Source organism: Methylibium sp. T29-B, assembly GCF_000576225.1.
Taxonomy (GTDB): domain Bacteria; phylum Pseudomonadota; class Gammaproteobacteria; order Burkholderiales; family Burkholderiaceae_C; genus Methylibium; species Methylibium petroleiphilum.
Genome location: NZ_AZSN01000223.1, coordinates 1 through 4326, shown reverse-complemented (window position 1 = coordinate 4326; position 4326 = coordinate 1). Strand labels below are relative to the sequence as shown.

The window sequence follows — 4326 nt, the reverse complement described above, 5'->3', positions numbered from 1 at the left end:
TCCGCGCCTTCCACCGTCAGTGCGGCACCGCCATCACAACAGGCGCAGGCCGCCGAACCGGCGCGCCGCGAGGCCGTGCCCGGCACGCCGGCCGAGGCCTGCGCGCCGCGGACCAATTTCTCGCTCTATCGCTGCATGCAGGTGCAGTGCGAGCAGAGCCGCTTCTACGCGCACGCGCAGTGCGTTCGCTGCGCCAGAACGACGAACTGCCGAGCTGAACGCTCCTGGGCCGCGCACGCGGCCAGAGGGCAGGGCGGTGCGAGAATCCCGTGCCATGACGACCGGACGCGTGACCATCCAGACGGAGGACTTCGATCTGTCCGCCGAAGTGGCCGCGTTGCGCGCCCATCAGCGCGGTGTCGGCGCAGTCGCCAGCTTCGTCGGCACCGTCCGCGACCGCAACGACGGTGACGAAGTCAGCCGCATGGAGCTCGAGCACTACCCCGGCATGACCGAGCGTGCGATCGAGGCCATGATCGACGCAGCCTTCGCGCGCTTCGACCTGCTGGGCGCCCGCGTCATCCATCGCATCGGCCCGCTCGAGGTGGGCGAACAGATCGTGCTGGTGGTGGTCAGTTCCGCGCACCGCGGCCAGGCCTTCCAGGCCTGCGAGTTCCTGATGGACTACCTGAAGACCCAGGCACCGTTCTGGAAGAAGGAGCAGACACCGCAGGGCGCCCGCTGGGTCGATGCCCGCGTAGCCGACGACGACGCCCTCCGACGCTGGGGCATCGCAGTGAGCGGCAACGCGTGAGCGCCGCCGTGGCCACGCCGCTGTTGCAGGCGCTGTGCGTGGCCGCCGGCTCGGCGGTCGGCGCGTTGCTCCGCTGGCGTGTCGCGCTGTGGCTCAACCCGATGTGGGCCGGCTTTCCGCTGGGCACGCTGCTGATCAATGCTTCGGGCGGCCTCGTGATCGGCGCCGCCGCGGCCTGGCTGTCGCAGCGGCCCGATGACCTGCTGCGCCTGCTGCTGATGACCGGCCTGTGCGGCGGGTTCACCACCTTCTCGGCGTTCTCGCTCGAATCGATGGTGCTGCTGCAGCGCGGTTCCTATGCCATGGCACTGGGGCACACGCTGGCGCATGTGCTGGGCTCGCTGGCCTGTGCCGCGCTCGGCTGGGCGCTGGCGCAGGCCTGGCTCGCGGCCCGCTGAGCGGGCCCGCTTGATGCAGGTCAAGCCGGCCCGTGCTTGAAAAGTCGCAGCGCCGGGCCCATCTTCGGTGCAATCCGGAGGAATTTCCCCATGCGTATCGACAAACTCACGACCAAGTTCCAGGAAGCGCTGGCCGACGCCCAGAGCCTCGCCGTCACGCGCGACAACCCCTACATCGAGCCGGCCCACGTGCTGGCTGCGATGCTGGCGCAGCCCGACGGCCCCAAGGCCTTGCTCGAGCGGGCTGGCGCCAACACCGCGGCCCTGCGGACCGCGATGGACGTGGCCCTCAACGGACTGCCGCAGGTGCAGGGGGGCGGGCAGGGCGTGCAGCCCGGCCGTGATTTCGTCACTCTGATGCAGGCGGCCGAGCGCGATGCCGCGAAGCGCGGTGACCAGTTCATCGCCAGCGAGATGTTCCTGCTCGCCCTCGCCGATGCCAAGACCGACCTCGGCGGCATCGTGCGCGGCCACGGCCTGACCCGCAAGGCGCTGGAGACCGCGATCGACGCGGTGCGCGGCGGCCAGAAGGTCGACAGCGCCGAATCCGAGGGCCAGCGCGAGGCGCTGAAGAAGTACACGCTCGACCTCACCGAGCGCGCCCGCGCCGGCAAGCTCGACCCGGTGATCGGCCGCGACGACGAGATCCGCCGCGCGATCCAGGTGCTGCAGCGGCGCAGCAAGAACAACCCGGTGCTGATCGGCGAGCCCGGCGTCGGCAAGACCGCCATCGTCGAGGGCCTGGCGCAGCGCATCGTCGCTGGCGAGGTGCCGGAGTCGCTCAAGAGCAAGCGCGTGCTGGTGCTCGACATGGCCCTGCTGCTGGCCGGTGCCAAGTACCGCGGCGAGTTCGAGGAACGGCTCAAGAGCGTGCTGAAGGAAGTGGCGCAGGACGAGGGCCAGACCATCGTCTTCATCGACGAGATCCACACCATGGTGGGCGCCGGCAAGGCCGAGGGCGCGATCGATGCCGGCAACATGCTCAAGCCCGCGCTCGCGCGCGGCGAGCTGCACTGCATCGGCGCCACCACGCTGGACGAGTACCGCAAGTACGTCGAGAAGGACGCCGCGCTCGAGCGCCGCTTCCAGAAGGTGCTGGTCGGCGAGCCGAGCGTCGAGGCCACCATCGCCATCCTGCGTGGCTTGCAGGAAAAGTACGAGGTCCACCACGGCGTCGAGATCACCGACCCGGCGATCGTTGCTGCGGCCGAGCTTTCACACCGCTACATCACCGACCGCTTCCTGCCCGACAAGGCCATCGACCTGATCGACGAGGCCGCGGCCAAGGTCAAGATCGAGATCGACTCCAAGCCCGAGGTGATGGACAGGCTCGACCGCCGGCTGATCCAGCTGAAGATCGAGCGCGAGGCCGTGCGCAAGGAGAAGGACGAGGCCTCGCAGAAGCGCTTCGGCCTGATCGAGGAGGACATCGCGAAGCTCGAACGCGAAGCGGCCGACCTGGACGAGGTGTGGAAGGCCGAGAAGGCCACCGCCCAGGGCTCGGCCCACCTGAAGGAAGACATCGACCGCATCCGCACGCAGATCGAGGAGTTCAAGCGCAAGGGCGACTTCAACAAGGTCGCCGAGCTGCAGTACGGCAAGCTGCCGGAGCTGGAGAAGAAGCTCAAGGACGCGCAGGCCAAGGAGGCCAAGGGCGGGGTCGATGGCAAGCCCACGCTGCTGCGCACGCTGGTCGGCTCGGAAGAGATCGCCGAGGTGGTGGCGCGCGCCACCGGGATCCCGGTCGCCAAGCTGATGCAGGGCGAGCGCCAGAAGCTTCTCGACATGGAAGTGAAGCTGCACGAGCGCGTGGTGGGCCAGGACGAGGCGATCCGCGCCGTGTCCGACTCGATCCGTCGTTCGCGTGCCGGCCTGTCCGACCCGAACCGCCCGACCGGCTCCTTCCTGTTCCTCGGCCCCACCGGCGTCGGCAAAACCGAGCTGTGCAAGGCGCTGGCCGGTTTCCTGTTCGACACCGAGGAAGCCATGATCCGCATCGACATGAGCGAGTTCATGGAGAAGCACTCGGTCGCCCGCCTGATCGGCGCGCCGCCGGGCTATGTGGGCTATGACGAGGGGGGGTATCTCACCGAGGCAGTGCGCCGCAAGCCCTACAGCGTGCTGCTGCTCGACGAGGTGGAGAAGGCGCACCCCGACGTGTTCAACGTGCTGCTGCAGGTGCTGGACGACGGCCGCCTGACCGACGGGCAGGGCCGCACGGTGGACTTCAAGAACACGGTGATCGTGATGACCAGCAACCTGGGCTCTCACCTCATCATGCAGATGGCGGGGCAGGACCCGGAGCTGATTCGCGAGGCGGTGTGGGGCGAGCTGAAGACGCACTTCCGGCCGGAGTTCCTGAACCGCATCGACGAGACCGTGGTGTTCCATGCGCTCGACGCGCAGCACATCGAAGCGATCGCGGGCATCCAGCTCAAGGCGCTGGAGGCACGTCTGGCCAAGCTGGACATCCGCCTCGAGGTGTCGGCGGCGGCGTTGTCGGAGCTGGCGAAGGTGGGCTTCGATCCGGTGTTCGGGGCGCGGCCGCTGAAGCGGGCGATCCAGCAGCGCATCGAGAACCCGCTGTCCAAGCTGCTGCTGGAGGGCAAGTTCGCGCCGAAGGACGTGGTGCCGGTCGACGTGGACCCGATCCGCTCGCCGGGCGAGTTCCACTTCGGGCGCGTGGTGCACTGAGGCGCACCCTACGCAGCCCGTCCCGGCGGGCCGCGTGGGGCGGATGACTCAGTTCCGCGGCTGTGCGGAGTTCGGCAGCCGGGCCGCGAGCAGCAGTGCGTCGTCGAGCCGGCGCAGTTGCAGCACCATCAGGGCCAGCGAAACGTGCGGCTTGTCGAGCACGACGTGCAGCGCAGCGCCCGGGTGCGCCGGCAGGGGACGCAGCAGCAGATGGTGTTGGCCGAGGGTGACCGACATGTCGGGCACTGCTGCACCCAGCCCGAGCGCGCGGCTGGCGCTCATCATCGTGGCCAGCACGGAACTGCCGTGGCGCCCCAGTTCGTCGGGGCCGGGCCGTGCACCTGCATGGCCGATCGGCTGGCCGGTCATGATGTCGAAGGCGCAGGCACTCACGACGCCGGTGAGCTGGCTCAGATCGTGAAGATAGCGTTCGAGCGGCTCGTCGTGCGCCGGTGAGGGCGCGCTGTTGACGCCGACCGA

3 protein-coding genes and 1 pseudogene are annotated in these 4326 nt (G+C 69.0%); 3 read left to right on the top strand and 1 reads right to left on the bottom strand.

Annotated elements, in window-relative coordinates; translation table 11 throughout:
• Positions 1-274 precede the first annotated feature (274 nt).
• The 3 genes from Y694_RS20005 (at position 275) to clpB (ending at position 3846) form a co-directional block, all read left to right on the top strand.
• Complete coding sequence (locus tag Y694_RS20005) at positions 275-754, top strand: molybdenum cofactor biosynthesis protein MoaE (protein ID WP_036235779.1); 480 nt, start codon at positions 275-277, stop codon at positions 752-754.
• Positions 751-1152 (top strand): fluoride efflux transporter CrcB, encoded by a 402-nt coding sequence (gene crcB, locus Y694_RS20000; RefSeq protein ID WP_231497803.1) that lies wholly within the window; start codon positions 751-753, stop codon positions 1150-1152. The genes Y694_RS20005 and crcB overlap by 4 nt, the downstream gene beginning before the upstream one ends.
• 90 nt (positions 1153-1242) lie before the next feature.
• A complete protein-coding gene (clpB, locus tag Y694_RS19995; protein ID WP_036235777.1) occupies positions 1243-3846 on the top strand; it encodes an ATP-dependent chaperone ClpB in 2604 nt (867 codons plus the stop codon).
• Between the two features lie 48 nt (positions 3847-3894).
• Here clpB and Y694_RS25060 read toward each other — a convergent pair.
• Positions 3895-4326, bottom strand: a pseudogene (locus Y694_RS25060) (hypothetical protein); the annotation flags it as partial.